Below are 25,143 nucleotides of genomic sequence, written 5' to 3'. Positions count from 1 at the left end.
CATGTCTTCAAACTTTGCGGCCACTACGTTTACGGATCCCTCCCAGATTCGAAACTTTTGCATTATCGCCCACATCGACCACGGCAAGTCGACGCTGGCTGACCGCATCCTGCAGTTGTCGCAGGTGGTGGAGGAGCGCGATATGCGCGACCAATACCTGGACAACATGGATATCGAGCGCGAGCGCGGCATCACCATCAAGGCGCAGAACGTGCGCCTGCCCTGGATTCCGCGCTCCGGCGAGTTCGCGGGGGAGGAGATCGTCATGCAGATGATCGATACCCCCGGTCACGTGGACTTCACCTACGAGGTCTCGCGCGCGCTCGAGGCGTGTGAGGGCGCCATCTTGCTTGTCGACGCCGCCCAGGGCATCGAAGCCCAGACCTTGGCCAACCTCTACCTGGCCATGGAGAACGACCTGGAGATTATCCCGGTCCTCAACAAGATCGACCTGCCGGCGGCGGACCCGGAGAAGTACTCCCTGGAGATCGCCAACATCATCGGCTGCGAGCCGGAGGAGGTACTGCGCGTGTCCGGCAAGACCGGCGAGGGCGTGGCCGAGCTGCTGGACAAGGTGGCCGAGCTCGTCCCGCCGCCGACCTCGGAGTTCGGCGAGGACGCGCCTGCCCGCGCCATGGTCTTCGACTCGGTCTACGACACCTACCGCGGCGTGGTGACCTACATCCGCATGATGGACGGCAAGCTCACCCCGCGCCAGAAGGTCACGATGATGGCCACGGGCACCAACCACGAGCTGCTGGAGGTCGGCATTGTCAGCCCCACCATGCAAAAGTGCAAGGGCTTGGGCCCGGGCGAGGTGGGCTACCTCATCACGGGTGTGAAGAACGTGCGTGAGACCAAGGTGGGCGACACGATTACATGGGCGTCGAATGGCGCGAGCGAACCCCTCAAGGGCTACGCCGACCCCAACCCCATGGTCTACTCCGGTTTGTTCCCCATCTCCCAGGCGGATTTCCCGGATCTCCGTGACGCGCTGGAGAAGCTGCAGCTTAACGACGCCTCCCTCACCTTCGAGCCCGAAACCTCCGTCGCCCTTGGCTTCGGCTTCCGCTGCGGATTCTTGGGCCTGCTGCACATGGAAATTACGCGCGACCGCTTGGAGCGCGAGTTCGGCCTGGACCTGATTTCCACCGCCCCGTCGGTGACCTACCGCGTGGTGGCAGAAGACGGCGAGGAGTCCTTGGTGCACAACCCGTCGGATTGGCCGGCGGGCAAGCTGAACGAGGTCCACGAGCCAATTGTGAAGATGACCATCATCGTGCCGGAGGAGTTCGTCGGCCCGACGATGGAGCTGTGCCAGTCCAAGCGTGGCCAGATGGGCGGCATGGACTACCTCTCCGAGGACCGCGTGGAGCTGCGCTACACCATGCCGCTGGGTGAAATCATCTTTGACTTCTTCGATATGCTCAAGTCCCGCACCAAGGGTTACGCCTCCCTCAACTACGAGGAGGCCGGCGAGCAGCTGGCGGACCTAGTGAAGGTGGACATTCTGCTCAACGGTGACCCGGTGGATGCGTTCTCTGCCATCGTCCACCGCGATTCCGCCCAGTGGTACGGCAACAAGATGACGAAGAAGCTCAAGGAGATCATCCCGCGCCAGCAGTTCGAGGTTCCCGTGCAGGCGGCCATCGGCTCGAAGATCATCGCCCGCGAGAACATCCGCGCCATGCGCAAGGACGTGTTGGCCAAGTGCTACGGCGGCGATATCTCCCGTAAGCGCAAGCTGCTGGAGAAGCAGAAGGCCGGTAAGAAGCGCATGAAGTCCATCGGCTCCGTGTCGGTGCCGCAGGAGGCCTTCGTGGCGGCGCTGTCCACGGATAGCGATTAGGAAAAGTTACTATGAATTGTACATGAACTGCTGTCGTGTCCGCTGAACGGTAAATTGGTGGTCTATACAGCCCTTTCAGGGCATTCTCTTTCCGGGAATGCCCTTTTTCTTTTGTTGCGGAAACGCCACAGTAGGCGTTAAATCCGCTGTGAATGAAAGCGACCGATGACTCATTTGGCGAGCCACAGCCACTTTCAACCTCATTGTTCCTAAGAGTCTCATCTAAGGTTGGAATCTTCCATGAAACTTCGCTCTCGTGCTGTGGCCCTGTGCGCCGCAGTTGCTGCAACCACGTCCACCGTCCCGGCCCTAGCTGCCCCCGCGACCCCCATCGAGCACGTCGTGGTCATTTACTCGGAGAATATTTCCTTCGATCACTACTTCGCAACGTACCCTAATGCCCTCAATAAAGACGGCGAGAAGCTGCAGAGCAGTGAAAAGGATGCCCCGAAATTTGAGGCCAAGGAAGGCACCCCGAAGGTCAACAACTTGGAGAACAATGACCTGCTCGGAGATAAGAACCCGAACTCTACTAAGCCTTTCCGTCTCACCCCGGAGCAGGCTGTGACTGCGGATCAGAACCACCACTACGCCGATGAGCAGAAGGCCTACAATGGCGGAAAGATGGACAAGTTCTCTGAGACTGTGTCTGTAGACAATGACAAGTATGACCCGCAGTCCTACGGCACCACCGGCCTGACCATGGGCTACTACGATGGCAACACCGTTACCGGCATGTGGAACTATGCGCAGAACTTCGCCATGAACGATAATTCGTTCTCCACTATTTTCGGTCCATCTACGCCGGGCGCGCTGAACCTTATTGCAGGAACCGTTGCTGGTGCCACGATGCATGACCCGGCCACGGGTGAGCAGCAGACCATCAAAGATGGCGAGAACCACGCTTTGGCCGGTGTTTCGGAAGACGGAAAGACCGCCACCGTGGTGGGAGACCCGGATCCGCTGTACGATGACTGCTCCAACAGTTCCTCCGCTGGCACCAACCAAGTCACCGCGATGCACTCCAAGAACATCGGCGACCAGCTCAACGAAAAGGACGTCACGTGGGGCTGGTTCCAGGGTGGTTTCCGTCCTACTGAAGAGGCCACCGATACCTCCCGTGCTCGCTGCGGCTCGTCTCACACCACGCTGACCGGTAATCCTCAGACGGACTACAACCCGCACCACCAGCCGTTCCAGTACTATGCATCGACGGCGAATCCCCACCACCTTGCGCCGTCGAGCGATGACATGATCGGCAAGACGGACCGGGCTAACCACCAGTACGATCTAAAGGATTTCGACACCGCCCTCAAGCAGGGCAACCTGCCGGCTGTGTCCTACCTTAAGGCGTCGAACTTCCAGGATGGTCACGCAAGCTACTCCAACCCGCTCGATGAACAGGCTTTTATTACCCACTACATCAACGAGCTGCAGAACTCCCCGGAGTGGGACTCCACCGCTGTGATTATTGCCTACGATGATTCCGATGGTTGGTACGACCACCAGGCACCAGAGATCCTCAACGGCTCCAATGACCCACACCAAGACTCCGAGATTTGCACTGCGGCTGCTGCTAAGGTCGGCGTTGCCGGTGACAAGCATGGTCAGTGCGGTCCGGGTACCCGCCAGCCGCTTATCGTGGTTTCCCCGTATGCCAAGACCAACTTCGTTGATTCGACCTACACCGAGCAGACCTCCGTCACCAAGTTTATCCAGGACAACTTCGGACTGGGCCGCTTGGGTGGCATCGCCTTCGATGAACGCGCCGGCGAGCTGAACAACATGTTTGACTTCAACGGTGAGAAAGCTCCAAAGCTTTTCCTCAACGAGACCGACGGCACGGTGGCAAAGGACTATGCCTCGATCGAACACGTCGATGTCACCCCTCGCGCTGGCACCAACCTCAAGCCGGTCGTCGAGGGCATGAATGATCCGAAGGTGACCGAAAACGGCGTTCCGGAAATCACCAAGCTGCAGTCTGGGACCAAGCCTTCCGATGACAAGAAGGACGAAGATAAGAAGGACAAGTCTTCCGAGTCTTCCAAGGGTGGCGTCTTCGCCATCCTCGCCGTGCTTGCCGCTGCTGCCGCCGGTGTCGTTGGTTGGTTCATCAACGGCCACCCCGGCCTGGACCTAGACAAGCTCGGCATCAAGCTACCGTTCTAATCTGACAAACCCATGAAGACCCTCCATATCACCACTGCGGCGCTTGCCGTCATGCTCATCGCCACCCCCACCGCCGATGCTCAAAGCTCCTTCGGGCTCAGCTCTTCGCGTTCCGATGCGCCCCCTAAGGTGTCTGCTGAGAAACCGGAGCCGCAGCTCAATGTGCGCGACGTGTACCACTGTCCGACTCCGGACGACGTTCAGGGACAGGCGGAGTGGAAGGTCTTCAACACCACCGGCCTTGCCCTCACCGTCTACGTTGCAGATGATGCGGGTAACGCCTACCAGGTCCTCGAGCGCGTTGGCAGCCCTGCTCAGCGCGCCTGGACCCCCAAGCTTCAGAACGGTACGTACCACCTGACGTGCGTGTTCCATAACGACTCCGCCATTAAGTCGAATAGCTTCACAGTGTCTGGCTCCACCTTTACGAACGCTCCGAAGATGGTGCCTATTACGGATCGCGAGATTTCCGCGGTCGCCATTGAACAGGCAACGCAACAAAAGAAGCGCCTTCCCGAACTTGCTAGCAAAGCTGATGCCTTGGGTAAGGCTGTGCATTCCGGTAATCGTACCGATGCACAGGCCGCCTATCTCGAGTTCTACGAGTTCTTTCGCACCTTTGACAACTATTCGGGTCTGTGGCCGGGAGAGGATGTTGAGTATGGGGGCGTCGAAAAGCAGCTCTTCTCCGACGCCGACCTCACGCCTACGCTTGCCGACGCCCTTGTGGCCGCCGTTCACGCCAAAGTTGAGACCCTTGAAAAGACGCACTTTACAGTGCCAGCTCCCGATTATGGCCTGCGCACCCACGAGGTGATGGAAGAATTTGAGCGATTCGATATGCGCGGCGAGCGTGATTACGGCGCCCACGCGCTACCAGTGGCATTGCGCGCCAATGTCCTCTCCACTCGTTTCATGCTCGACCCAGTACGTGCGCTGGTGGAAGGCCGCGGGCTAGATACGGCGCCGATTTACGCCCAACTTGAAGAACTTGATGCTTTGGCCGCTGAATTCGATGCGAAGTATGACGTTGCCTTTGCTGAGTGGTCCCAGAAGGATCGTTTGCGCCTGCAAGCTGCGGTTGCGAGCGCCAACGAGTTGCTCGCTCCGGTAGCTACCATGACTGTTGTCCGAAGGATGGATTAATGACCTGCCCGTTTCACTTCTCTCGTCGCTCTTTTCTTTCGGGACTCGCCGCGAGTACCGCGGCGGTCGCCGTACCAACGGCGAATGCGCAATCGAGCTTCTTCGGTTCTTCCAAGCCGATGACGAATCCGGACAATGGTAGGAGTAAGGACCTTGAGGAAGTTGCCGCCTTTCACGGCGAGCACCAAGAGGGCATTGTGACGGCGCCACAGAAGTTTTGTGAGGTTATTGCTCTTGATATCCAATTCGCAGATGTGTCGCGTTTGGAGACCCTTCTGCGCACCATAACGGATCGCGCTCGCTTCCTCACTACTGGCGGCCAGACCCCGCCCGATGGTATTGCTTACCCGGCGAATGATTCCGGTGAGCTGGGAACTGACCTGCCTACGGACAACCTGTCCATTACCGTGGCGGTGGGCGAGTCTCTTTTTGATGACCGTTTCGGCCTCAGCTCGCACAAACCTGCGCACCTATCCACGATGGAAGCTTTTGCCGACGACTCGCTTCAAGAAAAACTCTGTCATGGTGACCTCGCCATCCAGATTTGCGCCAACCAGCACGACACCGTTCTGCACGCGCTGCGCGATATCTTGCGCCACACACGCGGCGACGTCGCGGTGCGCTGGCGCCAGTCTGGATACATGAACGAGCCCCGCCCGTCCGGCACGCAACGTAACCATTTGGGTTTCAAGGATGGAATAGTGAACCCGAAAGAAGAGGAGAACGACACCCTAGTGTGGGCCGGTACCGATGAGCCCGCGTGGGCCGCGGGAGGAAGCTACATGGTGGTGCGCCTTATTGCGATGTACACGGAGTTCTGGGATCGTATTTCCATTGCGGAACAGGAGCAGATTTTCGGGCGTGACCGTGCCACTGGCGGGCCGCTCTCGGGCGGCGATGAATGGGCGGAACCAAGCTACCTGGACGATCACGGAGACGTCATTCCTACCGATGCCCATATCCGTTTGGCTAACCCGCGCACTCCGGAGACCGCGGATCAGCTTATGCTGCGCCGCGCGTACAACTACGACAACGGCGTGCGCGATAATGGCACCCTCGATGTAGGTTTGGTGTTTATCTGCTTCCAACAGGATCTGGATCGCCAGTTCATCACCGTGCAAAAGCGCCTTGAGGGCGAGCCGCTCGCGGACTACATCCGTCCTTATGGCGGTGGCTATTTCTATGCGTTGCCAGGTGTGCGCGATGAGTCGGATTTCTTCGGACGCGCACTTCTCACCGCCTAACCTAGTCCGTGCGTTGCGTGCCATTAGGGCTTGAATTCTTGGGGTCCGAAACCGGGACTTCCGGAGCATGATTCGCACATAGCCCTGTACCGAGAACACCCATTCCGTTAGCGGACCCCATTTCATTAGCGCTGTGCGCTTCACACTGCGCGAGCCAGATTGGCGCGGGCGTGCGCGACGAGGTGGTTTTCTTCGCTCGCTGCTCGGCACTTATCCCACGCGCGCCGAGTTTCCCGTCAACCTCCTTCTGGTTGGCGGGTTTCGCTCTTTAAGGTCCCTTAACCTCGGCGGGCAGCCCGTGAATCGTTGTGTGGGATCGCCGACGTGCCCGCTGACCGTGGTGTGGTTGGCGGGTGTCGGTGTGTGGTGTGGTTGGTTAGCCCGTACCTGGTGGTGGGTCGGGTGGTTGTTCGGCGGTGAGTCTGGCCAGCGCTTGGTGGTATTCGGGTGTGGCGGTGATTGGTATACCCCAGGGTGGGATGTATTCGATGCCGCCGGGGATTCTGAATACGTAGCCTCGTCCGGTGGGTCTTTGTGGGTCATCGTCGTTAATACCGTTGTGGTACGTACACAGGAAGGTGAGGTTTTTGATGTTGGTGTCACCGCCTGCTTGCCAGGGGATGATGTGGTGGACCTGGCAGTAATCAGCGGGTTTGTTACAGCCGGGCCTAGAGCAGGTTTGGGTTTCAGCGCAGAGGGTGAGGCGTTGTTTCCAGTTGGCGTGGCGCTCGACTCGGTAGGAGTTGATGGGTCCTTCTACTGGGTGGACGATGGTGGCATACCCGATGGAGGCGAATTTATGGGTGAGGAATTCGGCCCCGGTCATGCGCCCGCCGTTAGTTAGTTGGAGTTCGATTTCGTCGCCGTCGCCGTTAATTATGCGGTCGAATTCGTCCAGGGTGACGACGACTTGAGCGTGCACGGCAGGCTTGGTGCCGGTGTTACCACCGAGGATGACGGTTGTGGCAGCGTCGAGCAGGTTGGTGGGGTTGATGGATTCGAGGGTGCCGCGGATATCGGCGATGACTGTTGGGGTGTCGGTGATGGTGACGGAGTTGGGGCCTTGTTTGCGGTAGGTAAAGCGCACCCCGGGTTTGTGTTCGCGTTTCGACCTAAGCTCTTTAAGCTTCTTTACGGCAACCTCACGGATGCGATGGGCTGGTGTGGCCGCCAGGCGTGCGCGCAGGTTCCAGGCGTCGAGTTCTTTCTTTACCCGAGAGGCGTAGGACTCGATGAGGTTTAGGGTGCTCAGGCCGTGGGCGTTGTTTTGGGCCGCGGTGCGGGCTTTGCGTTGTTTACCAGTGAAGCGGGTAGGGCCGAAGTAGATGCGGTGCAGGCGTGAGAGCTCGGCCGCGTCGGCTGTATCGGCGCCGAGCGCGCGGAGCTTGTCGGGTGAGCTGGATGCGTGTTCCACTAGCGTCATCCCCGAGTTGCGGTAGTGGAAGTAGGTTTCTAATACCCCCATGGGCACAAAGACTAAGCCAAGGGCAGAAGCCCCGCAACCGCTAGTCGATGCTGAAGGAATAACGGCCGGTCAGGCCACTATGGATGACGACGGAATAATCCTGCCCGCTGGCCTCGGCGCCCTCAACTAGAGACTGAAGCTCTTGCGCGTTGTAGTAGCGGCTTAAGCCAAGGTAGAGCAGCGCCAAGAAGAACAGACCTACTGCGGTGATGGTCGCGACGACGACAGGGGTGGAGACCTTCTGAGGCATGGGAATCGAATTTCCTTCACTGGGGTTGGCGTCATCAGCATGCTACACGCTAGTGCTGCGGGGTGGGCGTCGGTAGGCTCGGTGAGACATAGCGTTGAAAGGACTTTCCCATGAAGATGGCACCGCGCCACCGCCAGCAACTGCCCCCGCTCCCGATGGTCTCCGCCAAGCTCGGGGACCGCCGCGCCAGTGAGGTGTTCCTGGAGGAGGGCCGCGATATGCTGCCGGAGCTGCAGGAATTCCGGCGCGATATGCACCAGCACCCGGAAATCGGACTGCATCTGCCGCGCACTCAGAAGAAGGTGCTCGAGGCCCTCGAGGGCCTGCCGCTGGAGATTCACCTGGGCCACGACTTGAGCTCGGTGGTGGCGGTGTTACGCGGAGGCAAGCGCGGCGAGCGCCCGGTGTCGGTGCTGTTGCGCGCCGACATGGACGGCCTCCCAGTGCGCGAGCAGACCGGCAGCCCGTTCGCCTCCACGAACAACAACATGCATGCGTGCGGCCACGACCTCCACACGGCCGGGCTTATCGGCGCGGTGAAGATGCTGTGCCGCCACCGCGAGGAGCTGATGGGAGATATCACCTTTATGTTCCAGCCGGGCGAGGAGGGCCCGGGCGGTGCCAAACCCATGATTGAGGAAGGCGTGCTGGACGCGGCCGGGCGGCGCCCCATCGCCGCGTACGGTCTCCACGTCGGCCCGCAGGATCGGGGCACGTTTAACCACGTGCCGGGCCCCATGATGGCGTCCTCTTCCAACCTATGGATCACCGTTTACGGCAAGGGCGGGCATGGATCGCGTCCGCACGACGCGGTGGATCCGGTGGCGGCACTGGCGGAGATTCAGATGGCGCTGCAGGTGGCTCTGACGCGTCGCTTCGACGCCAACGAACCCATCGTCATCACCGTGACCAACTTGCGCGCGGGCGACGGCGCGGTCAACGTCATCCCGGACAAGGCCGAGCTGGGGGCGACGGTGCGCGTGCTTCGCGACGAAAAAGTGGAGGCCGTCCGCCAGATGATCATCGAAGTCGCGAGCTCCGTGGCCGCCTCCCACCGCTGTACCGCGAAGGTCGACTTCGAGGTCCTCTACTCCGCAACGAAGACGTCGCCGCGTGAGAATCAGTTTGCGGTGTCGTTGTGGTCGGAGATGTTCGGCGCCGAAAACGTCGTGCCGATGGAGACTCCGATGATGGCGTCCGAGGATTTCGGCACCGTCTTAGCCCAGGTGCCCGGCACCTTCATGTGGCTGGGCACGGCGAACCCGGATACACCGGAGCACGTGAGGGAGTGGAACCACTCGCCGCTGGCGCGCTTCGATGATTCTGTGCTGGGTAATCAAGCCGCGGCGCTCGCGGCGGTGGCCTTTGAGCGCCTCGCTGCCGAGGACGCGCACCCGTCCCCGGCTACGAAGGCTATGCGCGCACCGGTGCAGGGGACAGAGGTGGATTAGCAGCCGCCTTCTTCCGCAGCGTGATAACGCCCCAGATGGTGGCCACCCACACAGCGACCACGACGACCATCCCGGCGAGGAGGGGCCAGATGGCGTTGTCGAACGCGGTGCTTAGCGACGGGAAGAGGTTCATAGTGACGTGCACCGCGATTGCGGCACTGAGCCAGCGCACCGGCTGTTTCTGGGATAGGCCATAGGCGCTAAGCCCGGTGAATAGCGAGTGGGAGAGCGGGTTGGCCGCCAAGCGGATAACGCCCGCACCGAGTGCGCCGGCGGTATCCGAGTCGAGGTTGTCCACCGTCATGCGCGCGAAGGCGGTTGCGTCCTCACCCACAGTGAAACCGATACCGACGGCTACGCCCACGAAGAGGTAGTCGAGCCAGCTTCGGGGCCGGATGACGCAGGTGCAGATAAGCAGCACTCCGAGGAACTTCAGCACTTCTTCGTTGAGCGGCGCATAGCCCGCAGCGCCGAGCCAGTCCAGGCCCGCGCGGGCAAGGAGGTGGGTCATGTTCGTATTGATCTCCACCGCTAGCCCGGAGACCGCGAAGCCCCACACCACGCCGTGCGCAATCCCCGGTCGGCGGCGCAGAAGGAACAACGTGAGGGAGACGAGTACGGCGGCGAAGACCACGGCGGCCAGAGCACTTGCGGGCAGGAAGGGCTCGCCCGCGTAGTGGAAGGCAGACACGACCAGCGCGCCGAGGGTGAGCAGGTAATACACGTATCTCATGCGTCCGCTTGTACTCGGTCGGCGAAGTCACGTTCCTTCGGTCCGTAGATGTGGAGGAAGGAAATGGTGTGGTCGTCGGGGTGCGCCAGCGTGATCCCGTTCTCGTCGGCAACGCGGTAGAGTTCCGGTGCTTGGGTGGTGATGGGGGCGTCGGTGAGCGCGCTGGTCCCGTTGAAGGAGCGGTGCTGACGCGGCAGGTACGTGTCCACCTCGTGGGGGGAGCTGCCTTCTTCGGCAATGATGGTCGCGCCCTCACAGTTCCACGTCTGCGAGGAGGAGTACGGGTCCTCCGGGCATTCAAGCCCTGGGATACCGTCCACGGCTGTGGTCTCGGGAGTGGGGTCGGGCAGGAGGGCGTCGGCAAGCGGTACTGCGGCGAGGACGCCGAGGCAGGAATAAATCAGTGTGTTTTTCATGCGTTCGACCCTATGAGCTGTGGTTTCGTGGTGGTATCCTCCGCAGGGAGGATTTTCCGGATCTTGACAATGCTGACAATCGTGGCCACCCACAGGGAGATGAGAATGATGAGGGCGGCAAAGACGGGCCAAATGGCGTCCTCAAACGCGATAGAGATAGACGGGCCGAAATTGGCCGTGAAGTGCACCGCCATGGCGAGGAGCAACCACCGCACCGGTTGCCTGCGAGAGAGCCCGTAAGCCGCGATACCAGTGAAGAAGGAATGCATGAGCGGGTTCGCGATGAATCGGGCAAGGAGTCCCATCAGCGTTCCCTTGACATCGGAGTCCAGGTTCTCCAGCGTCATGTTGACGTAGTAGACGGCGTTCTCGCTCACGCTAAAGCCCATCCCCACGGCCACACCGACGAAAACGTAGTCCGCCCAGTGGCGGGGCCGGATGATGCACGAGCAGATGAAGAGGACGCCGAGAAACTTGAGTAGTTCTTCGGGGAGCGGGGCGATACCGGCCTCGACCAGCCACTCCGGGAAGAAGCGGGTGAGGAGGTGGTCCATGCACATGTTGAGCGAAGCTGCGACCCCGGTGACCGCGATGCCCCACACCACGCCATGCGCAATGCCTGGGTATTTGCGCAGTATCAGCAGCGTGAGGCCGATAGCTATGCCGATGTACGCTACCGCGGCAAGCGCGCTCGTGGGTACGAAGGCGCCTTGGGAGAATTTATAAGCGGCGCTCATGAGCCCAGCGGCGGTGAGCAGATGATACAACATTCGTGTTCTTCTCATGCGGCTTAGGTTATGAACTGCGCCCGGGGTACCGGTATCCTCCGCAGGGAGGATTTTCCGGAACGCGGGGAGAACTATCGTGGCAACCATGACGAGAAAGACGAGACCACTGTGGATCACGGTGCTGCTCATTCTGCTCTGCGTGGTGGCGGAGGGGGCCGCGTGGATCCCCGAACTCGAAAGCTATGATGGCTCGGATCAGAAAGCCTACGTTTTAATGTTCATGGTTCTATCTACCCTTGTCACGTGGATTCTGCTGCCCTTCGCCCTGCACCACTCACGGCGGGAGCGCAACATCCACGAGGAGTACCCCGGCCACCCGGTGGCGCTGATTGCGGCTCTGCTCCTCCTAGTACTAAGTGGGTTTCGCCCACTGTCGCTGTCAGTGCTGGTGGTGCTGATCTCGCTCATTTCGCGCGGCCGACTGCGGTGGTCCCTGGCGGGTACGGCGGTGTTCGTGGCCTCGTATGTAACCATCATTGCGGTGCCTTACCTGAACGTGAGCTACCTGTCGGCGTTCGGTTACGGGTTCTTCGGAATCATCTTTCTTATCGTTGCCTGGATTACGGGCTCGGTGCGCGCGCAGCGCCGCCAGCGCGAGGTCACGCTGGTGAGTTTGGCGGAACTCAATGAGGACCAGCTGCGCTCCCGCGAAGAGCGGGCGCGCTTGGAAGAACGCAACCGCATTGCGCGCGATATCCATGACTCCCTCTCGCACCGGCTCAGCCTCATCTCCGTGTACGCGGGTGGCCTGAGCTACCGCAAGGACGCCGATCCGGAACGCATCCAAGAGGCGGCAGACACCATCCAGTCGGAGGCCAAGGCCGCCGTGGAGGACCTGCGCGGGGTTATCAAGGCCCTCCGTGTGGACGACCGCGTGGATCCGCGTGCCACCATTGAAGAACACATCGAGCGCGCTCGCGCGGCGGGAACCAAGGTGCGATATGAGAAGGGGGACGTCGATAAGCTAAGCACGATGGCGGCTCACACTTTGGGCCGCGCCGTGCAGGAGGGGCTGACCAACGCGCGCAAGTATGCGCCGGGGAAGAAGGTGACGCTCAGCGTGGACAACGAGGAGGGTAAGGTGCAGGTGACGATGCAGAACAAGAAGGTGGCGCACCAGCCTGAGTCCGGCGGCGGCAACGGGCTGCTGGGGCTGGAGGAGCGCGCCCGGCTGGCGGGAGGCACCTTCACAGTGCTTGACGACGCCTCCACGTTCACCTGGGTCCTCGAACTCCCGGAGGAGGGCAGCGCGGAATGATTTCAGTGGTGTTGGTCGATGACGAACAGGCGCTGCGGCGCGGCATTCGCTTCATCTTGGAGGGCGCGCCGGACATCGAGGTTGTGGCAGAGGCCAGCAACGGACGCGACGGCGTGGCACGCGTGACGGATCTGCGGCCGGACGTCGTTCTCATGGATATCCGCATGCCCGTTATGGACGGCATTGAAGCGGCCGGGCAGCTGCGTGCAAGTGCTCCGGATATCCCGGTGGTCATGCTCACCGCCTTCGACACGGATGCGTTCATCGTGGATGCGCTGCGTGCCGGCGCGATGGGCTTCCTGCTCAAGACCATCGAGCCGGAGGGCTTGGTCTCCGCGGTGCGGGCTGCGGCCACGGGGCAGCAGCTGCTGAGCCCGCAAGCTCTGAAGAACCTTCTGGCGCTCAAGCGGCCCGAGCCGGAGCCGGCGGCCGAGCCTTGTCCGCTGGAGGGCTTAAGTCAGCGCGAGAATGATGTGGCGCAGCTCGTGGCCCAGGGCTTGGACAACCAGGAGATCGCCGATCAGCTTTACGTGTCGGTGACGACCGTGAAGACCCACATCAAGCACATCCTGGACAAGCTGGGCGGTACCAACCGCGTGCACATTGCGATTGCGGTGCTGGAATCGCGCTAGCGTCGGCGGAGGAAGGCGGAAATGATGCCGATGATAGCGATGGCGACCACGATGATGGAGGCCGCCGGCCAGTACTGGGGGTAGTACTTCAGCGTGTAGCCAAAGACCTGGCTGTCGTTGAACTGTTGGGCCAGTGCGATGGGCATCCACCACAGCTTGGTCAGCGTAAGGATCGCGCCCAGGAGCCCGGCGAGGAGGCGGCCGCGCCCGCGCAGGAAGAAGCTGGCTGCCACGAGGAGCATGCCGGCGAGGGTGAGCGCGAAAAGCAGGGGAGTTGCCGTGGCGAGGGGAGATCCTTGGATGAGGAATTCGTGGTCCACTTCGTGCTGTTCGATGAGGGTGTAGCCGTCGAGGACGACATCGTCAGGGATGCCCACCTATTTCTCCTTTTGCTCAGAGTTTGGGTCGTAGCCATCGGACCAGGTATCGGTCTTGAAGTCGTAGTCTACATTTTCACCTTCTTCGTCCGTGCGCTGGTACCAGTCGGTATAGCGGTGGGCGGAGGAGTCGAAATCAGAATCCGTCACCGCGGCCGTCGGTATCGCGCGAGCCGAACATCATGGCGACCCAACTGAACCAGCCGAACTCGGGTTCTTCGTCGTCGGTGCCGAGCTTGATGCGACCAAGGCGGGAGAAGCCGATATACGCCATGGTGACAATGGCCATCATCATGGTGACATTCAGCAGCCAACCGGCGTTGGTAATGGCCCACGAGAACGCGGCGGAGGATGCCGCAGAGACGGAATCGGGAGAGCTGATACCCCAGATGATGAAGGCCACGACAAGGACGGCGGTGGTGAAGAAGGTTATCTTATCCAAGCCAAAGGTGTTGCGCTGGTCCTCCACGCCAATCCCGGGGACCAGGCCAGGATGCATGTTATGAGGATAGAGACCGACCGCAGGGCTGGTGGCTTTTTGAGAGTTCACGGCCACCATCTGTCTCAGATGAGCGAAATGACAGCGCTGTGAGTTAGGATGGGGGCACTTATTTCTGCGTCGATTGGAATGCCATGTCGCTGCCTAATTTTGATGAGAATGTCCGCGAGCTGGAGGAGGCCTTTGCCGTCTTCGAGCGCGAGGAAGAGCACGTGCTGGACCCGAACCTTCTGTTGACGGTGAGATGATTCGCCTCTTCAGCGCGCTTTTCCCCTCGGCGGAAGCGCGCGAGCATCTCGTGCGGGCGGTGCGCCCGCTAAAGGACAACGGGCTGCGGTGGGTCGATCCAGTTAATTGGCACATCACGCTGGATTTCTTCGGGGATCAGCCCAATGACGCCGCCGAGGTCCGCGAGATGCTTCGCGGAATTGAAGGAGCGCCCGTGACATTGAGTCTGAGCGGGGCGGGGTCCTTCGACAAACACGTCCTGTGGGCTGGGGTTACGGGCCGTGTGAAGCATCTAATGCTGGAACCATCCCGTCCGCATCTTACGCTGGCCCGCGCGGGGCGTCGTACGCGCGACCCCTGGCTTATCCCGGATGCTGTCCACGCGCTGAGTGTCTACCGCGGACCGGAATTCGACGTCAGCACCATCAGCTTGGTGCAGTCCTTTCTTGGGGAAGGCCGCGGGGGCGGGCCGCGCTACGAGGTCATCGACGAGTTTCCGCTTCGGTGATGTGCTCAATGAGTGTGTCCAGCTCCGCGCGGCTCGGTTGTGAGAGCGGGTTGACCACGCAGAAATCCAACAGAAAATAGCCGGCTGTCTGCAGGGCGGTGTGGCGGCGCCAAAAGTGGTCGATATCGCTGCGGTTGGTGGCCAGGGACTGGATACTGCGGCGCTCCGAGAGCAACTCGTAGTGGAGGTCGCGGCGCTGGGCCAGTGCCTCCTCAGGGGTCTTGATAAGCAGTGCGCCGAGCAGGGCGGCCATGGCCTCGAAGCAGCGCGTTTGCAAGCGGTGGTGGTTGAGCATCTGCGCGTTGGGCTTCCACAGCCATAGTACCAGCATGGCCACCACCACCGACAGGCCAATTTCGGCCATGCGCTGGCCAATCGTCTGCGCCAAGTGGCCTGAGGAATTGCCCATGAGCAGTGCCAACGGGGTGGAGAAAATAACGCAGAGCGCGTAGTTTTTCACTACGAGAATCTCCGCGCAGAACTGGCAGGCGGCCAACGCCAGCAGCAGCGCCCAGCCATGCGGGCTGAAGGAGGCGATGAGCGCGAAGACGCACACGCCCAAGACCGAGCCGAGCATGCGCTGCACGCCGCGGATCGTGCCCGGCACCCGGTCCGGTCCCCACTGCAAGAGTAGAAGCACGGATACCGCGCCCCAGTCCGGGCGGCTGAGCCCCAGCGCCAAGCCAATGAATGCCGTGGCTAGACCACCTAGCGCAATCTTTTCCGCCGTGACCACCGCATGGGAATTGCCCACGGCCGCCCGATATATGCGGTAGCGCATCGTGGGCTTGGTGTGGGGAATCGTGGTGCGGTCGGGGTCGACGTAGGTCGGCGCATCCGACAGGTCGTCTGAGTTGCCGCCCACCTGCTGGTGGTGGGTCACGATGCGTTGCTGCGCGGACAAGGCTCGATGCACGAGCGAGGCCTGGGAGGCGCGGCGGATGCGGCCGCCGCGGACGATGCCGGCGTCGGCAAGCGCTTGCCACGCGGTGGACAGGGCAGATTGCGCCTGATGGTGCTTGGCCAGGAAATCCGAAGAGGAGTCCACGAAGGCCGCGGCGGCTTTCTCCAGTGCGGCCACCGCGCGCGTTTCGGGCCCGTGTGGGTCCCAGAATCGCGGCGACAGGCCCAGCACGTAGCCGGCCGCTACACCTGCCAGGCTCCACCCGGCGACCTCCCATGGTGAAATCCCGCGTAGCATGGTGGAACCGCCCGCCACCATCACCATGAAAAACGTGCCTGGCGGCGGCAGACGCAGCGCGTTCTGCATGAACGCGCCCACCGTGGCCAAGGTCACGGTGAACAGTGCCGTTAAGACCAAGCCGTCGATGAGGGAGCCGACCGTCGCCGCGAGAGTGAGCAGCGCGCCGGCGGTGAGGATGATGCGGCGCCGCGTGCGGTAGGGGTGACCCTCGCCGTAGATGACGGAGAAGGCTCCGGCGGAGACCAAGAGCACGGCGTCGGGGTGTCCGATGAGGATGGCCACCGAGCCAGGAATGATGATGGCCAGCGCCGCGCGCAGGGCACCGGGCCAGCGGCGGGCGGAAGTGTTGAAGGCAGTAAACAGCTGGAGAGCGCTAGGGCGTTGCGGCAGGGGGTGTTCCATAACGGGATAACACCTTACTCGTGTCGCCGCGATCCACGATTCGGCCGTCCTGCAGCATGGCCACGGTGGGGCATAAGTGCTTGACGACGTCCATATCGTGTGACACGAACACCAACGTCATGCCTTTCGTGACACGCTGGAGTAGCTCAAGGACCTGCGCGCGGGAGGTGGCGTCGAGGGCGGAGACGGCTTCATCGGCCAGCAGGATCTCGGGCTTGCCCACGACCGCACGCGCGAGGGAGATGCGTTGGCGCTGCCCACCGGAGAAATCGCGCGGGTAGCGCTCGGCGCCGTCGATGCCGACCTCCTTCAGTATCTGCTCGGCCTCCTCGCGGGTGCCGCCGCCTTCGGCCACGATTTTCCATACGGGCATGCGCGGGTTGAGCGAGCTCTTTGGGTCTTGGAAGACCATGTGGAAGGGCTTGGTCACGGTGACGGTGCCGTTGGTGGGCTCGGTGAGACCGGTGAGCAGCTTGAGGAGTGTGGACTTGCCGGAGCCGGAGCCGCCGACGATGCCGAGGCGCTCGCCCTCACGCACGGTGAGCGAGACATCATCGAGGGCGGTGACTCCGCGGTAAGTCTTGGTGACGTTCTCGAGGGTGATGACGGGGTCGCCTAAGGAGGGCGTGGGCGGGGCGCTGAGGTCGGGGGTGGTGATGTCACCGATGCGGATGACTCGGTCACACATGCGCTCAACGGCGTCTTGGTCGTGGCTGATGAAGAGCAGCGCGGTGTCGCCGGTTGTGGCGGCTGCGATTTCGTCCAGGATTTCTGCTTGTGTGGTGGGGTCCAGGGCGGTGGTGGGCTCATCGCAGATGAGCAGCTTGGGATTGCGGGCCATGGCCATGTGGATGAGCGCGCGCTGGCGCTGGCCGCCGGAGAGCTGGTGGGGGAAGCGCCCGTATTCCGCCACCTTCTGCAGCGGGTCCAGTGCGGTCATGGGCTCCTGGAAGACCATGGCCAGGGGGAGTTGGCGCAGCTTCTTATCGCGCATGCCGATAAGCTCGCGGCCCTCAAATTGGATGGAGCCGGTGGCCTCAAGATTCTCGGGGAGAAGTCCCATAATCGCCAAGGCGGTCAGCGACTTGCCGCTGCCGGAATCCCCGACGAGGCCGACGCGCTCGCCCGGTGCAATGTCAAAGCTGATGGGGCCGACGGGGCCTATGCGCAGGTCTTTAACGGTCAGCATGGCGTCCTAAAAGGTTAAAGCCGAGCACGGTGCCGGCGATGGCCAGCCCGGGCCACAGGGCCTGGAGGGGATGGGTGGAAAGGAGGGGTTGGGCGTCGTGAAGCATGCGGCCCCACGACGCCGTGGGTGGGGCGGTGCCCAGCCCCAGGTAGGACAGCCCGGCCTCCGCCAGCACGGCCAGGGCGAAGTACACCGAGGCCTGCACCGCCACGATGCCGGCGACGTTGGGCAGCACGTGGCGCCAGGCAATGAGCGCCGGCGGGACCTTGGAGATGCGCGCCGCGGCGATGTAGTCCTGCGTCATGACCTGCAGCGTGCCCGAGCGCGTGACGCGGATGAAGGAGGGAATGCCGGCGATGCCAATGGCGATGGTGGCCGTGAGCGTGGAGGAACCCCACACCGCCCCGGCGACGATGGCGAGCAGCAGCGCCGGGAACGCCAGCAGCAGGTCGGTGCCGGCCATGATGACCCGGCCGCGCGTCATGCCGGCGATAATGCCCAGCGGCACTCCGACCAGCGCGGCGATGGCCACCGCCACCACGCCCACGAGTAGCGTGATCTGCGCGCCGGCCAGGATGCGGGAAAAGGTATCGCGTCCGAAGCGGTCGGTGCCCATCAGGTGTTCCAAGCTGGGGCCGACCAAGCGATCCGGGCTCACCTGGTTGGGATCGAAGGGCGTCCACACCAGTGAGATGAGCGCGGCGACCACGGTGAGCGCGACGAGGACGTATCCGGGTTTCATCGCGCCTCCTTTAGCCGGGGATCGATGAGGCGATAGGCGGCGTCGGTCAGCAGGTTCACCGTGAGGGTGAAGGTCACGAAAACCATGATGAGGGTCTGCACGGTGATAAGGTCGCGGCTGGACACCGCGCTGAGCAGCATTGAGCCCAGCCCAGGGAGGACGAAGACGTTCTCAATGACCACCGCGCCCACCACCAGCGTGCTCAGCTGCACGCCGGTGACCGTAAGGACGGGCAGGGCGGCGTTGCGCAGGCCGTGGCGCAGGAGTGCCCCCGTGCGGGATTCGCCCATGGCGCGGGCGGTGCGGATGTAGTCCTTGTCCATCTCCTCCACCAAGGTGGCGCGCACGTAGCGGGTGAGCATCGCCCCTTGCACCAGCGCGAGCGAGATGACCGGGAGGACGAGGTGGCTCAGCCCCTCGCGTGGTAGCTGCCAGCCGTTGGCGGGCAGCCAGCCCAGGTGCACGGAGAACACCGCGACGAGCAGGATGCCGGCTAGAAAGCTCGGCACCGCGATGCCCAGCTGAGTGACGGCGTTGAGGACCGGTAGGCGAAAGCGCGCGAGGAGCAGGCCCATGGGGATGGCCCCGGCCAGGGCGAGCGCTATGGCCAGGACGATGAGCAGGAGGGTGACCTGGGCGCGGTCCAGCACCAGCGGGGTGATGTCCTGCTGCGAGGACAAGGAGATGCCGAAGTGGCCGGTAAAAAGGCCCTTCATCCACTCGGCGTATTGCACGATGAGCGGGCGGTCTAGGCCCATGGAGTGGGTGAGTTTCTCCACGGCCTCGTCGGTGGCGTTGACCCCCAGGGCCACGCGCGCCGGGTTGCCCGGGACCGCGCGCATGAGCAGGAAGATGAGAACGGAGGCGGCAAATAGTGTGCCGATAAAGCGCAGGAGCCTCACTTCAGCCCCCGCAGCTCGATGGCATCAGTGATCTGGTTGGGCTCCAGGCCGGTCAGGCCGTCGCGGTAGAGCACGATATTGGGCAGGTTCATCATGGTCAGGGCGGGCATATCGGTCATTATCTGGTCAACGGCGCCGCGCATATCGTCCTGCTGCAGCAACGTGCGGGCGTGCTGGGAATCATAGCCGATGTAATAGTCCGGATTGCCAAAAATGGTCGGTATATCGCGCGGTTCGACGTGGGCGACCAGGGACATCTGGTAGTCCTTGGCGCCCATTACTTGGTTCAGCCACACCGCCGGGAACTCGGCGGTTTCTAGGGTGACGTCGAAGCCGATGTCGTGCAGCTGGGAGTAGAGGAACTCCGAGAGCGTTTGCGCATAGGGCAGGCTGGGCACGGTCACGGTCAGCGGGGTGCCGACGGCGCCGGCCTCCTCCATGAGCGCTCGCGCGCGGTCCGGGTCGAAGGGGTAGTAGTCCTGGCCGCTGAACCATGGGTCCGTGGGAGGGACGGGCGCGCCGCCGGTATCGCGCGCGCGTCCGCTCCACAGGATGTCGTTGGCGGCCGTGCGGTCGACGCCGTAGGCCACGGCGCGGCGGACCCGGGGGTCGTCGAAAGGCGCGGTGCGGTTGTTCATGGACAGCAGCACCTCGCCGTTGGTGGTGCCCACGGCGGTGTGAATGGAGTCCTCCAGGCTGTCGAGCAATTCCGGGTTTTGCACGCCCCACACGGCGTCAACCCCGCCGGTGCGCAGAGCGTTGACTGCGGTCAGGGAGTCCGGGAAGTAGCGGATGGTGACGTCCTCGGCGGCTGGGGAGCCCCAGTAGTCCTCCCGGGCCCTCAGGGCGATGTACTCTCCGGGGGAGAAGCCGCCGACGCTAAACGGGCCGGTGCCCACGGCTTCGGTGGGCGTGCGCATTGCGCCGATGGCGGTGCCCATGGACCACAACCAGCCGGCGGAGGGGCGCGTGAGCGTGACGACGAGTGTGTGCTCATCCACCGCCGTGGCGGTATCTACCACGTTCATCTGCGCGCTAATGCCGTTGGTCCACTCGGTTTTGACGGCGTTGATGGACCACGCGGCGGTATGCGCGGTGAAGGGCTCGCCGTTGGAGAAGGAGACATCCCGCAGGTGGAAGGTGTAGCGCGTGGAGTCTTCCTCCCAGGATTCGGCGAGGCCGGGGACGATGGAGCCGTCGGGAGCGATGCGCACGAGGGTCTCGTAGACGTTGCTCATGAGCGCTGCTGGGATGGCAGCACCGCCGACGGTGGTGAAATCCAGGGAGGTCGCCGGCGTGGTGGTGGCAAGCGTGAGTGTGTCCGAGTCGGAGTCGACCACAGCGGTGGATCCGGCGGAGCAGGAGCTCAACGCTGCTGCGGCGGCAACGACGCCGAGGAGGGCAGGGAGGCGCTTCATTCTGCGGACAGCTTGACCTCGAGCGGGGAGGTGGTGCCGCGCACGCTGGTCATGCCTAGGGTGAGGCGGTCACCGAGGTACAGAATCTCAGTGCACTCGACCGGGTGGCCGGAGTGGTCGGAGATGTCCAGCTGCAGGCGCCACAGCGGGGTGCCCGGATCGATGTTGAGGGACGCGGCATCCTCGTCGCTGGCGTAGGTCAGGGAGAGCTCGCGGTTGACGTTGTCGAACTCGACGCCTTGGGCGCTCAAGTGATCGTGGATGGATCCGCTATCGGCGTCGAAGTTGAGGATGTGGTTGCCCACGTCGAGCGGGAAGTACATGCGCTCGATGGAAATGGGGTAACCGTTGGCGGAGCGCACGCGGTGGACAAAGACCACCGGGTCGCCCTCCTTGATCCGGAGAAACTTGGCAGCATCCTGGGTGGCGGGGCGGCGGGCCATCCACAGGGTCTTGGCCCCGGGCTCGAAGCCGCGCTCGCGCAGCCAGTGGGTGACGGAGAAGATGGAGTCGAAGGACTCGGAGGTAAAGCGGCCCAGGACCACGGAGCGGCGGCCGCGTCCGGAGGAGATGAGGCCCTCGGAGCGCAGCGCGGCGACCGCCTGGCGCACCGGGCCGCGGGAGGAGGAGAACTGGGCGCACAGCTCGGCTTCGCTGGGGAGGAAATCGCCCGGCGAGAGGTCCTTACCGCGAATGAGGTTACGCAGGTAATCAGCGATAATACTGTGCTGCTGGGTACCGCGAAGTGCCACGGTGGATCTCCTCTATATAGATTCCGTTAATACGTGTGAATTTTAATTCAATCGACTGCAAAAAGTGTTGCAAATCTGCGAATAAATTACAACTCCCAGGCGTGCGCCAGGGTTTCCATGTTGCGCAGCACGGCATCGTGGCTAGAGGACTGCAGGGAAATCATCAGCTCATCCGCCCCGGACAGGCTCTGGAAGTCCGCGAGGTACTCTCGCACGTGCTCGGCAGCGCCGACGGCGGAGTACTGGAGCATCTGCAGAATCTGCTGGCCCTGCGGGGAGGAGATGATCTGCTCCACTTGGGCGTCGCTCAGCTGCTTGCCCCGACCCGCGAAGGCCTTCACACGGTTGAAGCACACGCGCTCGAACTCCTCCTCGGCGTTGTCACCCGCAGTGACGTTGACACCGGCGATGACGTACGGCTCGGCGCACGCCTCCGAGGGCTGGAAGTTCTCGCGGTAGTAGGCGGTCGCCGCCTCCAGATGCTGCGGGGCAAAGTGGGAGGCGAAAGCGTAGGGCAGGCCGTACTTGGCGGCGAGCGACGCCCCGAACATGGACGAGCCCAGGATGTAGAGCGGCACGTTGGTACCGGCGCCCGGAACCGCCTGCACGCCCGGGACGAGGGACTTGCCGCTTAAGTAGCCCTGCAGCTCCTTGATGTCCTCGGGGAAGCGCTCGGCCGCGTGGCCATCGCGGCGCAGGGCGCGGCCCAAGGTCTGCATGTCCGTGCCCGGGGCGCGGCCCAGGCCCAGGTCGATGCGGTTGGGATAGAGCTCCGCTAGCGTGCCGAATTGCTCCGCGATGACGTAGGGCGCATGGTTGGGCAACATGACGCCGCCGGAGCCCAAGCGGATCTTCTCCGTCTTGGCGCCGATGTGGGCGATGAGCACCGCCGGGGAGGAGGAACTGATGGTGGACATGTTGTGGTGCTCGGTGTACCACATGCGGGTAAAGCCCAGCTTTTCCGCCTGCTGCGCTAGCTCCACCGACCGCGCCATCGATTGGGCCGCGGTTTCGCCTTCGTAGATGGTGCAGAAGTCAAGAATGGACAGGCTAGCGCGCGAGGTCATTTAAGGTTCCTTTCTCCCGGATGTAGCTGCATCAATGATAACGCCGATGATGAAGGCGAGGAGGGTGGGAACTACCCATCCCAGGCCCACGCTCTGACCAGGGGAGAAGTCCAGCGGGGCGCCGAGGGAGGTGGCGGCCGACCACAACACGGATACCCACAGCGCCAGGCGGAAGGCCCAGTAGAAGATCACCCAGCGCTTAACGGCCGGCTGCAGCAAGGTCAAGGCGATAAGGGAAATGGCCGGCGGGTACAGGAAGACGATGAAGGGCACTGCGATGGACAGCACCGTATCCAGGCCCTGGAACGCGAAGGCGATGGACAGCGCGGTAAAGAGGCAGGCCCACATGTGGTAGGTGGTCTTCGGCACCAACATGGCGAAAAACTCCGAGGTGGAAGAGATAAGCCCCACCGCGGTGGTCATGCACGCCAGGATGACGATGGCGGAGAAGACGGCTTGGCCGACGGTGCCGAGGGTGAGATTGGAGGCGTCGGCAAGCAAGGCAGCGCCGGAATCGTACGAGGAACCGTTCGGCATGGTCTGCCCAATCCACGCCAAGCCCAGGTAGATGGAGGCGAGCAGCACGCCGGCGATGAGCGCGGCGATGATGGTGCCGCGCAGGAGCTCGCCGCGCTTAGAAAAGCCCTTGGAGCGCAGGGAGCTGACGATGACGATGGAGAACGCCAGGCCGGCGATGGCATCCATGGTGTTGTAGCCCTCGAACAGGCCGGTGACGAACGGCGAGGAGGCGTAGTCCTCCGTCGGGGTGCCCGGCATGCGGGGATTCGTGGTGGTTGCCACGGTGATGAGGACGACGAGCAGGATGACCAGCGCCGGGGTCAGGAACTTGCCCAGGGTGTCGATGATGCTGTTCGGGCGCCAGGCCAGTGCCAGCGCGATGAGGAAGAAGACCACGTTGAACGCGCCGTTGGCGAAGGTTCCCTCCCAGCCCAACAGCGGGGTGACGGCCGTTTCCATGGACACCGCGCCGGTGCGCGGCAGCGCGTAGAAAGCGCCGATGGCAAGGTAAGCGATGACGGAGAACGCCACGCCGAAGAACTTGCCGCCGTGGTTGCCAATATCGCGCACCGACTGCCCGGAGATGGCCACCGCGATAATGGCCAGGACCGGCAGTGCCACGCCGGCGGCGAGGAAGCCCAAGGTGGCGGGCCAGAAGTTGGTGCCGGAGGAGACACCTACCTCCGGCGGGAAAATGAGGTTGCCCGCTCCAAAGAACATGGAGAAGAGCATGAGGGAGGCAACGACAACGATGCCTATGGGGGAGCGAGTGCCAGCCTTGGCGTCATTTATGGACATTTTTCAAAGGATAGTGCCCATGACGTGAGATGTAAATATTTAGGCGAAAGCTTTCTCCAGGCGGTCCAGCGCTTCCTCCAGCACCTCGCGGGACGTGGCGAAGTTGAGCCGCGCGTGGTGCTCGCCGCCGGTGCCGAAGGTCACGCCCTCATTGAGGGCTACCTTGGCGTGCTCGCGCACCCAGGCGGCTGGCTTCGGGTCATCCCCGATGGCGGTCTCTGAAAAGTCGAGCCACAGCAGGTAGGTCGCGCCCGGGTGGGAGGTTTTGAGCCCCGGCACGCGCTTCGGCAGCTCCTCCAGGAGCCAATCGCGGGTGTCCTTGAGGTAGGCCACCTCCTCATCCAGGAAGTCCACGCCCTTGCTGTACGCCGCCTCCGCGGCCAGCACGCCGAGGGTGCCGGTGCCATCTTTGGCCACGCCGGTCAGGCCGTTCCACGTGTCCACGTCGGCCGCGTTGGACAGGATGACTTGTGCGCACTTAAGGCCCGCGGTGTTCCACGCCTTGGACGTGGCGGTGACGGTGATGACGCGGTCCGACAGCGACGCCAGCGGAATGTGGCGGCCGTCGTAGACCAGCGGGGCGTGAATCTCATCGGAGAGGATGCGCGCATCGTACTTATCCGCCAGCTCCACCAGCCCGCGCAGCCACTCCTCGTCGAAGACGATGCCCAGCGGGTTGTACGGGTGGGACAGCAGGATGGAGCCGGCGCCATTCTTAAAGGCGTGCTCGATATCGCCGAGTTCCAAGGAGGTCTCAATCTTCTCGCGCCCGGCGGTCTCCGGAAGCTGCAGCAGCGGTGGGTAAGAAGGCACCGGCACGGCGACGGGGCCTTCGGTGAAGTACTGCACGCCTAGGAGGAGGCCGCGGACGACGTCCCCGATCCAAAACACGTGCTGCGGGCGCCAGCCGTAGCGCGCCTCATAAAAATCCGCCAGCGCCGCGTTGAGCTGCGAGGCCTTCGGCGCGGGAGTGTAGCCGAAGGACTCGGCGTCCACCGCCTCCTGGATGGCCTCCTTCACCGCGGGGGCGGTGAGGAAGTCCGATTCAGCAATCCAGAGGGGGATGACGTCCTCGTCGTAGACGGTCCACTTGCGGGTGCCGCGGGCGGCGAGTTCTTTCAAGCTAGGAAAACGCAT

The 25,143-nt window shown here is 62.8% G+C and carries 24 protein-coding genes and 1 pseudogene; 8 read left to right on the top strand and 17 right to left on the bottom strand.

Annotation, left to right across the window (positions count from 1 at the left end):
- Position 1 precedes the first annotated feature (1 nt).
- The 4 genes from lepA (at position 2) to efeB (ending at position 6,408) form a co-directional block, all read left to right on the top strand.
- A complete protein-coding gene (gene lepA, locus ACKFR8_RS05960; RefSeq protein ID WP_408930890.1) occupies positions 2 to 1,849 on the top strand; it encodes a translation elongation factor 4 in 1,848 nt (615 codons plus the stop codon).
- A 240-nt stretch (positions 1,850 to 2,089) separates the two neighbouring features.
- On the top strand, positions 2,090 to 4,018 hold the full coding sequence (locus tag ACKFR8_RS05955; RefSeq protein ID WP_408930889.1) for an alkaline phosphatase family protein: 1,929 nt from the start codon (positions 2,090 to 2,092) through the stop codon (positions 4,016 to 4,018).
- A 12-nt stretch (positions 4,019 to 4,030) separates the two neighbouring features.
- Positions 4,031 to 5,164 (top strand): EfeM/EfeO family lipoprotein, encoded by a 1,134-nt coding sequence (locus tag ACKFR8_RS05950; protein WP_408930888.1) that lies wholly within the window; start codon positions 4,031 to 4,033, stop codon positions 5,162 to 5,164.
- Positions 5,164 to 6,408, top strand: coding sequence for an iron uptake transporter deferrochelatase/peroxidase subunit (efeB, locus tag ACKFR8_RS05945; RefSeq protein ID WP_408930887.1), 1,245 nt, complete (start codon positions 5,164 to 5,166; stop codon positions 6,406 to 6,408). Before ACKFR8_RS05950 ends, efeB begins: the two co-directional genes overlap by 1 nt.
- A 376-nt stretch (positions 6,409 to 6,784) precedes the next feature.
- On the opposite strand, the gene ACKFR8_RS05940 is transcribed toward efeB, so the two are convergent.
- Both ACKFR8_RS05940 and ACKFR8_RS05935 read right to left on the bottom strand, forming a co-directional pair.
- Positions 6,785 to 7,873, bottom strand: a complete 1,089-nt coding sequence (locus ACKFR8_RS05940; protein WP_408930886.1) for an HNH endonuclease signature motif containing protein — start codon at positions 7,871 to 7,873, stop codon at positions 6,785 to 6,787.
- A 40-nt stretch (positions 7,874 to 7,913) separates the two neighbouring features.
- Positions 7,914 to 8,123 (bottom strand): hypothetical protein, encoded by a 210-nt coding sequence (locus ACKFR8_RS05935; protein WP_408930885.1) that lies wholly within the window; start codon positions 8,121 to 8,123, stop codon positions 7,914 to 7,916.
- 110 nt (positions 8,124 to 8,233) lie between these two features.
- Here ACKFR8_RS05935 and ACKFR8_RS05930 point away from each other — a divergent pair, with 110 nt between their 5' ends.
- The gene (locus tag ACKFR8_RS05930) at positions 8,234 to 9,574 is read left to right on the top strand and encodes a M20 metallopeptidase family protein (RefSeq protein ID WP_408930884.1); all 1,341 of its coding nucleotides are present in this window, start codon (positions 8,234 to 8,236) and stop codon (positions 9,572 to 9,574) included.
- Here ACKFR8_RS05930 and ACKFR8_RS05925 read toward each other — a convergent pair.
- From ACKFR8_RS05925 to ACKFR8_RS05915, 3 genes are read right to left on the bottom strand one after another with little or no spacing between them, the layout of a single operon-like run.
- Positions 9,537 to 10,307, bottom strand: a complete 771-nt coding sequence (locus ACKFR8_RS05925) for a PrsW family glutamic-type intramembrane protease (RefSeq protein ID WP_408930883.1) — start codon at positions 10,305 to 10,307, stop codon at positions 9,537 to 9,539. The two genes, ACKFR8_RS05930 and ACKFR8_RS05925, sit on opposite strands and share 38 nt — an antisense overlap.
- Positions 10,304 to 10,723 carry a hypothetical protein gene (locus tag ACKFR8_RS05920; RefSeq protein ID WP_408930882.1) on the bottom strand — a complete coding sequence of 140 codons (420 nt, stop codon included), beginning with the start codon at positions 10,721 to 10,723 and terminating at the stop codon, positions 10,304 to 10,306. Before ACKFR8_RS05920 ends, ACKFR8_RS05925 begins: the two co-directional genes overlap by 4 nt.
- Positions 10,720 to 11,508, bottom strand: coding sequence for a PrsW family glutamic-type intramembrane protease (locus ACKFR8_RS05915; RefSeq protein ID WP_408930881.1), 789 nt, complete (start codon positions 11,506 to 11,508; stop codon positions 10,720 to 10,722). Before ACKFR8_RS05915 ends, ACKFR8_RS05920 begins: the two co-directional genes overlap by 4 nt.
- Before the next feature lie 88 nt (positions 11,509 to 11,596).
- On the opposite strand from ACKFR8_RS05915, the gene ACKFR8_RS05910 reads away from it, so the two are divergent.
- On the top strand, positions 11,597 to 12,769 hold the full coding sequence (locus ACKFR8_RS05910; RefSeq protein ID WP_408930880.1) for a sensor histidine kinase: 1,173 nt from the start codon (positions 11,597 to 11,599) through the stop codon (positions 12,767 to 12,769).
- A complete protein-coding gene (locus ACKFR8_RS05905) occupies positions 12,766 to 13,401 on the top strand; it encodes a response regulator (protein ID WP_408930879.1) in 636 nt (211 codons plus the stop codon). Before ACKFR8_RS05910 ends, ACKFR8_RS05905 begins: the two co-directional genes overlap by 4 nt.
- Here ACKFR8_RS05905 and ACKFR8_RS05900 read toward each other — a convergent pair.
- From ACKFR8_RS05900 to ACKFR8_RS05890, 3 genes and pseudogenes are all read right to left on the bottom strand, one after another.
- Positions 13,398 to 13,778: a hypothetical protein gene (locus tag ACKFR8_RS05900; protein WP_408930878.1), complete on the bottom strand. Its 381-nt coding sequence runs from the start codon at positions 13,776 to 13,778 to the stop codon at positions 13,398 to 13,400. The two genes, ACKFR8_RS05905 and ACKFR8_RS05900, sit on opposite strands and share 4 nt — an antisense overlap.
- Positions 13,779 to 13,928, bottom strand: a complete 150-nt coding sequence (locus ACKFR8_RS05895; protein ID WP_408930877.1) for a hypothetical protein — start codon at positions 13,926 to 13,928, stop codon at positions 13,779 to 13,781.
- Between the two features lie 19 nt (positions 13,929 to 13,947).
- A pseudogene (locus ACKFR8_RS05890) lies at positions 13,948 to 14,337 on the bottom strand (BCCT family transporter); the annotation flags it as partial.
- A 184-nt stretch (positions 14,338 to 14,521) separates the two neighbouring features.
- Between ACKFR8_RS05890 and thpR the strand changes: the two are divergent.
- On the top strand, positions 14,522 to 15,013 hold the full coding sequence (gene thpR / locus ACKFR8_RS05885; protein WP_408930876.1) for an RNA 2',3'-cyclic phosphodiesterase: 492 nt from the start codon (positions 14,522 to 14,524) through the stop codon (positions 15,011 to 15,013).
- Here the strand turns inward: thpR and ACKFR8_RS05880 are convergent.
- From ACKFR8_RS05880 to ACKFR8_RS05840, 9 genes are all read right to left on the bottom strand, one after another.
- Positions 14,988 to 16,619, bottom strand: coding sequence for an FUSC family protein (locus ACKFR8_RS05880; protein WP_408930875.1), 1,632 nt, complete (start codon positions 16,617 to 16,619; stop codon positions 14,988 to 14,990). The two genes, thpR and ACKFR8_RS05880, sit on opposite strands and share 26 nt — an antisense overlap.
- Positions 16,591 to 17,808: an ATP-binding cassette domain-containing protein gene (locus ACKFR8_RS05875; protein ID WP_408930874.1), complete on the bottom strand. Its 1,218-nt coding sequence runs from the start codon at positions 17,806 to 17,808 to the stop codon at positions 16,591 to 16,593. Before ACKFR8_RS05875 ends, ACKFR8_RS05880 begins: the two co-directional genes overlap by 29 nt.
- Positions 17,795 to 18,550: an ABC transporter permease gene (locus ACKFR8_RS05870; protein ID WP_408930873.1), complete on the bottom strand. Its 756-nt coding sequence runs from the start codon at positions 18,548 to 18,550 to the stop codon at positions 17,795 to 17,797. The genes ACKFR8_RS05875 and ACKFR8_RS05870 overlap by 14 nt, the downstream gene beginning before the upstream one ends.
- Positions 18,547 to 19,452 carry an ABC transporter permease gene (locus ACKFR8_RS05865; protein WP_408930872.1) on the bottom strand — a complete coding sequence of 302 codons (906 nt, stop codon included), beginning with the start codon at positions 19,450 to 19,452 and terminating at the stop codon, positions 18,547 to 18,549. The genes ACKFR8_RS05870 and ACKFR8_RS05865 overlap by 4 nt, the downstream gene beginning before the upstream one ends.
- Positions 19,449 to 20,870, bottom strand: a complete 1,422-nt coding sequence (locus ACKFR8_RS05860; protein WP_408930871.1) for an ABC transporter substrate-binding protein — start codon at positions 20,868 to 20,870, stop codon at positions 19,449 to 19,451. The genes ACKFR8_RS05865 and ACKFR8_RS05860 overlap by 4 nt, the downstream gene beginning before the upstream one ends.
- A complete protein-coding gene (locus ACKFR8_RS05855; RefSeq protein WP_296132869.1) occupies positions 20,867 to 21,622 on the bottom strand; it encodes a GntR family transcriptional regulator in 756 nt (251 codons plus the stop codon). The genes ACKFR8_RS05860 and ACKFR8_RS05855 overlap by 4 nt, the downstream gene beginning before the upstream one ends.
- Positions 21,623 to 21,708: 86 nt before the next feature.
- Complete coding sequence (locus tag ACKFR8_RS05850; protein ID WP_408930870.1) at positions 21,709 to 22,689, bottom strand: LLM class flavin-dependent oxidoreductase; 981 nt, start codon at positions 22,687 to 22,689, stop codon at positions 21,709 to 21,711.
- Positions 22,690 to 24,006 carry a branched-chain amino acid transport system II carrier protein gene (brnQ, locus tag ACKFR8_RS05845; RefSeq protein WP_408930869.1) on the bottom strand — a complete coding sequence of 439 codons (1,317 nt, stop codon included), beginning with the start codon at positions 24,004 to 24,006 and terminating at the stop codon, positions 22,690 to 22,692.
- Between the two features lie 39 nt (positions 24,007 to 24,045).
- Positions 24,046 to 25,143: a MalY/PatB family protein gene (locus ACKFR8_RS05840; protein ID WP_408930868.1), complete on the bottom strand. Its 1,098-nt coding sequence runs from the start codon at positions 25,141 to 25,143 to the stop codon at positions 24,046 to 24,048.

Source organism: Corynebacterium axilliensis (assembly GCF_046097495.1).
GTDB lineage: Bacteria > Actinomycetota > Actinomycetes > Mycobacteriales > Mycobacteriaceae > Corynebacterium.
The sequence above is the reverse complement of the archived record's forward strand: the minus strand, read 5'-3'. Positions and strand labels throughout refer to the sequence as shown.

What these genes read in the sequence shown, in the direction of transcription:
- lepA (WP_408930890.1), top strand. Translation starts at nt 2, where the DNA reads ATGTCTTCAAACTTTGCGGCCACTACGTTTACGGATCCCTCCCAGATT.
- ACKFR8_RS05955 (WP_408930889.1), top strand. Translation starts at nt 2,090, where the DNA reads ATGAAACTTCGCTCTCGTGCTGTGGCCCTGTGCGCCGCAGTTGCTGCA.
- ACKFR8_RS05950 (WP_408930888.1), top strand. Translation starts at nt 4,031, where the DNA reads ATGAAGACCCTCCATATCACCACTGCGGCGCTTGCCGTCATGCTCATC.
- efeB (WP_408930887.1), top strand. Translation starts at nt 5,164, where the DNA reads ATGACCTGCCCGTTTCACTTCTCTCGTCGCTCTTTTCTTTCGGGACTC.
- ACKFR8_RS05940 (WP_408930886.1), bottom strand. Translation starts at nt 7,873, where the DNA reads ATGGGGGTATTAGAAACCTACTTCCACTACCGCAACTCGGGGATGACG.
- ACKFR8_RS05935 (WP_408930885.1), bottom strand. Translation starts at nt 8,123, where the DNA reads ATGCCTCAGAAGGTCTCCACCCCTGTCGTCGTCGCGACCATCACCGCA.
- ACKFR8_RS05930 (WP_408930884.1), top strand. Translation starts at nt 8,234, where the DNA reads ATGAAGATGGCACCGCGCCACCGCCAGCAACTGCCCCCGCTCCCGATG.
- ACKFR8_RS05925 (WP_408930883.1), bottom strand. Translation starts at nt 10,307, where the DNA reads ATGAGATACGTGTATTACCTGCTCACCCTCGGCGCGCTGGTCGTGTCT.
- ACKFR8_RS05920 (WP_408930882.1), bottom strand. Translation starts at nt 10,723, where the DNA reads ATGAAAAACACACTGATTTATTCCTGCCTCGGCGTCCTCGCCGCAGTA.
- ACKFR8_RS05915 (WP_408930881.1), bottom strand. Translation starts at nt 11,508, where the DNA reads ATGAGAAGAACACGAATGTTGTATCATCTGCTCACCGCCGCTGGGCTC.
- ACKFR8_RS05910 (WP_408930880.1), top strand. Translation starts at nt 11,597, where the DNA reads ATGACGAGAAAGACGAGACCACTGTGGATCACGGTGCTGCTCATTCTG.
- ACKFR8_RS05905 (WP_408930879.1), top strand. Translation starts at nt 12,766, where the DNA reads ATGATTTCAGTGGTGTTGGTCGATGACGAACAGGCGCTGCGGCGCGGC.
- thpR (WP_408930876.1), top strand. Translation starts at nt 14,522, where the DNA reads ATGATTCGCCTCTTCAGCGCGCTTTTCCCCTCGGCGGAAGCGCGCGAG.
- ACKFR8_RS05880 (WP_408930875.1), bottom strand. Translation starts at nt 16,619, where the DNA reads ATGGAACACCCCCTGCCGCAACGCCCTAGCGCTCTCCAGCTGTTTACT.
- ACKFR8_RS05875 (WP_408930874.1), bottom strand. Translation starts at nt 17,808, where the DNA reads ATGCTGACCGTTAAAGACCTGCGCATAGGCCCCGTCGGCCCCATCAGC.
- ACKFR8_RS05870 (WP_408930873.1), bottom strand. Translation starts at nt 18,550, where the DNA reads ATGAAACCCGGATACGTCCTCGTCGCGCTCACCGTGGTCGCCGCGCTC.
- ACKFR8_RS05860 (WP_408930871.1), bottom strand. Translation starts at nt 20,870, where the DNA reads ATGAAGCGCCTCCCTGCCCTCCTCGGCGTCGTTGCCGCCGCAGCAGCG.
- ACKFR8_RS05850 (WP_408930870.1), bottom strand. Translation starts at nt 22,689, where the DNA reads ATGACCTCGCGCGCTAGCCTGTCCATTCTTGACTTCTGCACCATCTAC.
- brnQ (WP_408930869.1), bottom strand. Translation starts at nt 24,006, where the DNA reads ATGTCCATAAATGACGCCAAGGCTGGCACTCGCTCCCCCATAGGCATC.
- ACKFR8_RS05840 (WP_408930868.1), bottom strand. Translation starts at nt 25,143, where the DNA reads ATGCGTTTTCCTAGCTTGAAAGAACTCGCCGCCCGCGGCACCCGCAAG.